At 50.6% G+C, this 4,373-nt stretch carries 3 protein-coding genes and 2 pseudogenes; 2 read left to right on the forward strand and 3 right to left on the reverse strand.

What is annotated here, in order from left to right; genetic code table 11:
- Positions 1–228 precede the first annotated feature (228 nt).
- Genes ACJHVI_RS07115 through oppB form a run of 3 tightly spaced genes read right to left on the reverse strand, consistent with a single transcriptional unit; the run spans position 229 to position 3,600 of the window.
- Positions 229–1,827 (reverse strand): ABC transporter ATP-binding protein, encoded by a 1,599-nt coding sequence (locus tag ACJHVI_RS07115; protein ID WP_483184061.1) that lies wholly within the window; start codon positions 1,825–1,827, stop codon positions 229–231.
- Position 1,828: 1 nt separating this feature from the next.
- Positions 1,829–2,683 (reverse strand): ABC transporter permease, encoded by an 855-nt coding sequence (locus ACJHVI_RS07120; protein ID WP_483184063.1) that lies wholly within the window; start codon positions 2,681–2,683, stop codon positions 1,829–1,831.
- Positions 2,680–3,600: an oligopeptide ABC transporter permease OppB gene (gene oppB, locus ACJHVI_RS07125; RefSeq protein WP_483184064.1), complete on the reverse strand. Its 921-nt coding sequence runs from the start codon at positions 3,598–3,600 to the stop codon at positions 2,680–2,682. Before oppB ends, ACJHVI_RS07120 begins: the two co-directional genes overlap by 4 nt.
- A 180-nt stretch (positions 3,601–3,780) precedes the next feature.
- Here oppB and ACJHVI_RS07130 point away from each other — a divergent pair.
- A pseudogene (locus ACJHVI_RS07130) lies at positions 3,781–3,987 on the forward strand (solute carrier family 23 protein); the annotation flags it as partial.
- A 123-nt stretch (positions 3,988–4,110) separates the two neighbouring features.
- Positions 4,111–4,373 (forward strand): annotated as a pseudogene (locus ACJHVI_RS07135) (transposase); the annotation flags it as partial.

Consider the following 4,373-nt stretch of genomic DNA (forward strand, 5'->3'; position numbering starts at 1 on the left):
TACAACGATTGAGGAATCTTGGCGCGGCATCGGCATCCGTATTGAAGACGACATTATCATTACCGAAGGCGAAGCCGAAGTAACCACTGCCGATGTGCCGAAAGAAATCCGCGAAATTGAGGCTTTGTTAGCCGAGCGGCGTTAATCAGACGCCTTTTCACAAAAACACATGACAAAAAATAAGGCGGACATTTTCCGCCTTATTTCATGATATTTCACGCTGCACGATTACAAATCAAATGCCGCATTGATAAGGCGCTGCGTATATTCACTTTGCGGCTGATGGAAGATTTGTTCCGCGCTGCCAGTTTCAACGACTTTGCCTTTTTGCATCACAATCACGCGGTCGCTCATAGCGCGCACTATCGCAAGGTCATGACTGATAAAGAGATAGCTAAGACCGTATTTTTGCTGCAAACCGCGCAAGAGTTCCACGACTTTCACTTGAATGGAGCGGTCCAGCGCGGAAGTCGGTTCGTCCAGCAATACAAATTTCGGCTGCACGATGATGGCGCGCGCAATGGCGATACGCTGTCTTTGTCCGCCGGAAAATTCATGCGGATAGCGGTTCATCATATCGGGCGAAAGCGCCACTTCGCTCAGCATTGCCGCCACTTGTTCGCGCCGCTGTTTGCCGCTGAGTTCGGGGCGATGAACTAATAAGCCTTCGCCGATAATCTGCCCGACAGTCAGGCGCGGCGACAGGGAGCCGAAAGGGTCTTGGAAGACCATTTGCATATCCGCTTTCAAATGCTTGGCGGCTTTGCCATCCAAACTGCGGATATCCTGTCCCTCAAATGCCACATTGCCCTGATAATCCAGCATTTGCATAATCGCTTTGCCCAGCGTGGATTTGCCGCTGCCGCTTTCGCCCACAATGCCTAAGGTTTCGCCTTGCTTAAGCGACAGGCTGACATCATCAACGGCATGAAAATGCGTTTTGGCTTTGCCGAAAAAATGCCGCTCGGTCACAAATTGCACTTGCAGACGATCCGCCTGCAATAAAACGCCGGCATCCGCCGCTACCGGTTGCTTCATGCCTTTGGGCACGGCATTAATCAGCTCTTTGGTGTATTCATGCTGCGGATAAGCAAAAACGCTTTTGATATTGCCGCGTTCTAAAATCTCGCCCAAGCGCATCACGCAGACGCTGTCGGCATAATGCTCCGCCAGTCCCAAATCATGGGTAATGAAGATAATCGCCATGCCCATTTCTTGCTGCAACTGTTTCAGCAAATCCAGTATTTCCGCTTGAATGGTCACATCAAGAGCGGTGGTCGGTTCGTCGGCAATCAGCAAATCGGGATCGTTAATCAGCGCCATGGCAATCATTACGCGCTGCAATTGTCCGCCCGAGAGTTCATGCGGATATTGCTTGAGGCGGCGCGCCGGCTCGGGAATGCGTACTTTGCCCAGCATTTCTTCAGCACGCTGCCATTGCGCGCTTTTGCTCATGTTTTTCTGATGCGCGGCAAGGGCTTCGCAGAGTTGCTCGCCGATTTTCATAAAGGGATTCAGCGAGGTCATCGGCTCTTGGAAAATCATGCCGATGCGTCCGCCGCGCAAGGCACGCAATTGCTCGTTGCCGGCTTCCAAAATAGACAGTCCGTCAAATTCAATGCGGCTTTCAGGACTATAAACGCTGGTATTTTCAGGTAATAAGCGCACAATCGATAAAGAAGTTACGGATTTGCCGCTGCCGCTTTCTCCGACCAGTGCAAGGGTTTCACCTTTATTGACGCTGAAAGATACGCCGCGCACGGCATGCACGTGATGGCGCGCTTGGCGGAAGGTAATGTCGAGGTTTTCAACGCGTAATAGCGACATCTTAACGCTCCTTAGGGTCGAAGGCGTCGCGTAGTCCGTCGCCGATAAAATTAAAACAAAACAGCATCGCGGCAAGGAATAGCGCAGGGAAGACCAGCAGCCACGGCGCGCTTTCCATCTGCTTGGCGCCTTCAGAAATCAGCACGCCCAAACTGGTCATGGGTTCTTGCACGCCCAAGCCCAAGAAGCTCAGGAAACTTTCGGTCAAAATCGCCAAAGGAATGGTCAGCGTTACATAGACGACGACCGTGCCGAGCGTATTCGGCACAATATGGCGGCGCAGAATCGCGCCGGTCGGCACGCCTAAGACTTCCGCCGCCTGCACAAATTCTTTATGCCGCAAACTGATTGCCTGACCGCGTACAATCCGCGCCATGGTAAGCCATTCCACCGCGCCGATGGCGGCAAACATCAAAAAGATATTGCGTCCGAAAAAGACCATCAGCAAAATCACAAAGAACATAAAGGGCATGGAATACAGAACATCGACGACCCGCATCATGATGCTGTCGGTACGTCCGCCGGCATAGCCGGCAATCGCGCCGTAGCTAACACCGATTAATAAGCTGACGCTGGTAGCGCAGAGTCCGACCAAGAGCGAAATCCGCATGCCGTATAAGGTACGGACAAATAAATCCCGCCCGTTGGCATCGGTGCCGAACCAATGTCCGCTTTCTATAGAAGGTGGTGCTTGAAAAGCATCCCAAAAAATTTCATCGATTTCATAGGGGCGCAAATACGGTCCTAGGATTGCCAATAATACTAAGGCAATCAGCAAAATCAGCGCGGCAACCGTTGCTTTGTTGGAAAAAAAGCGGCGCAGCGCGTGTTGTAACAAGCTTTCACTATGATTCATGACAATCTCACTTTAGGGTCAAGATAGGCATAAGCCAAATCGACTAATAAATTAAACAGCACAATCAGGGCTCCGTAAAAAACGACCACGCCCAGCACAAGGGTGTAATCCCGATTGAGCGCGCCTTGGACGAAATAGCGTCCGATGCCGGGAATGCCGAAAATCTGTTCGATAACTACCGAGCCGGTCAGTACCCCTGCGCAGGCAGGACCCAGATAGCTGACGACCGGCATCAATGCCGGTTTTAAGCAATGGCGCAAGATGACCCGCATTTCGGATAATCCTTTGGCGCGCGCGGTGCGGACGTGATTGGCGCGCAAGACTTCAATCATCGAGCCGCGCATCAGACGCGAGATATAGGCAATTTGCGGCAAAGCTAAGGTCAGCACCGGCAAGACCATTTGCTTCCATGAATTGCCCCAGCCGCCTGCCGGCAGCCAGCCCAAATAAACGGCAAAAATCAAAATCACCAGGGGCGCAACCACGAAATTAGGAATAGTAATGCCCGTCATGGCGGCGGTCATCACGGAATAATCAATCGCGCTGTTTTGGCGGATAGCGGCAATTGTGCCCAGCAGGCAGCCGATGATCACGGCAATCAATACGGCGGTTAAGCCGAGTTTCATCGAGACGGGAAAACCGTAGCCGATGAGTTCCGTTACCGTGCGGTCGGCATATTGGAAAGAAGGTCCGAAATCGCCCTGCACAATACTGCCCAAATAGCGCAGATATTGCTGCCACAGCGGTTCGTCCAAATGATACATAGCATTAAGATTAGCTTTAATTTCAGGCGGTAAGGTGCGTTCCATATCAAAAGGTCCGCCTGGGGCGACCCGAATCATGAAAAATGCCATCGTGATGATAATAAGCAAAGTCGGCACAGCAACGAATAAGCGCCGAATAACATAGCGGAACATGGTCTTACTCTATTTATAAAAAAGGTGGCTATCATAGCCTGAAATACCGATGATGCCTAGCCTTATGCTCAATGAAAAACTGCCCTTTTTTGTCAGCAAACCGCTATAATTTACCGCCTTTCTACAAATTCCGTCACAACATTGCAGGAAGGCGAGCGCTTTTTAGCAAAAGGAATACTTATGCAAACACTTAAACAGGCTGTCGCCGGCGCGCAAATTCTGTTCGTCGCTTTCGGCGCTATGGTTCTCGTCCCGTTGCTCACAGGGCTTAATTCTTCGATGGCGCTACTCGGCGCAGGTATCGGTACTTTGCTGTTTCAATTATTGACCAAGCAGAAAGTGCCGATTTTTTTAGGCTCCTCTTTCACTTTTATCGCCCCGATTATTTACGCACTCAATGAATGGGGCATGGGCGGTACCATGTTCGGACTGCTTGCCGCCGGTGGTCATCGGGCCTGTGATTATCGTCATCGGCTTGTCGGTTACCAATGTCGCCAGCGAAATGGCAATGTGGATTCCACCATCTTATCTGTTTGCCACAATCGTCGAATTCATAGGCATAAAGTGTTTAAAAACATTGCTCAACGTGGCAAAAGCAGCATGGGTTGGTTCTATGGATTCAAACTTCATGTAGTGTTTAATCATGTAGGAGAGCGAGTCAATTTCTGCCTAAGGCCAGGCAATGTTGATGACCGTAAAGGCTTACGACAAATGGCAAACAAACTGTTTGGATTGTTGGTTGGGGATAGAGGCTATATCAGCAAAGAGTTAAG

Source organism: Suttonella sp., assembly GCF_056855035.1.

Excerpts from the sequence above, each read along its gene's own strand:
- ACJHVI_RS07115 (WP_483184061.1), bottom strand. The coding sequence starts at position 1,827 with ATGTCGCTATTACGCGTTGAAAACCTCGACATTACCTTCCGCCAAGCG.
- ACJHVI_RS07120 (WP_483184063.1), bottom strand. The coding sequence starts at position 2,683 with ATGAATCATAGTGAAAGCTTGTTACAACACGCGCTGCGCCGCTTTTTT.
- oppB (WP_483184064.1), bottom strand. The coding sequence starts at position 3,600 with ATGTTCCGCTATGTTATTCGGCGCTTATTCGTTGCTGTGCCGACTTTG.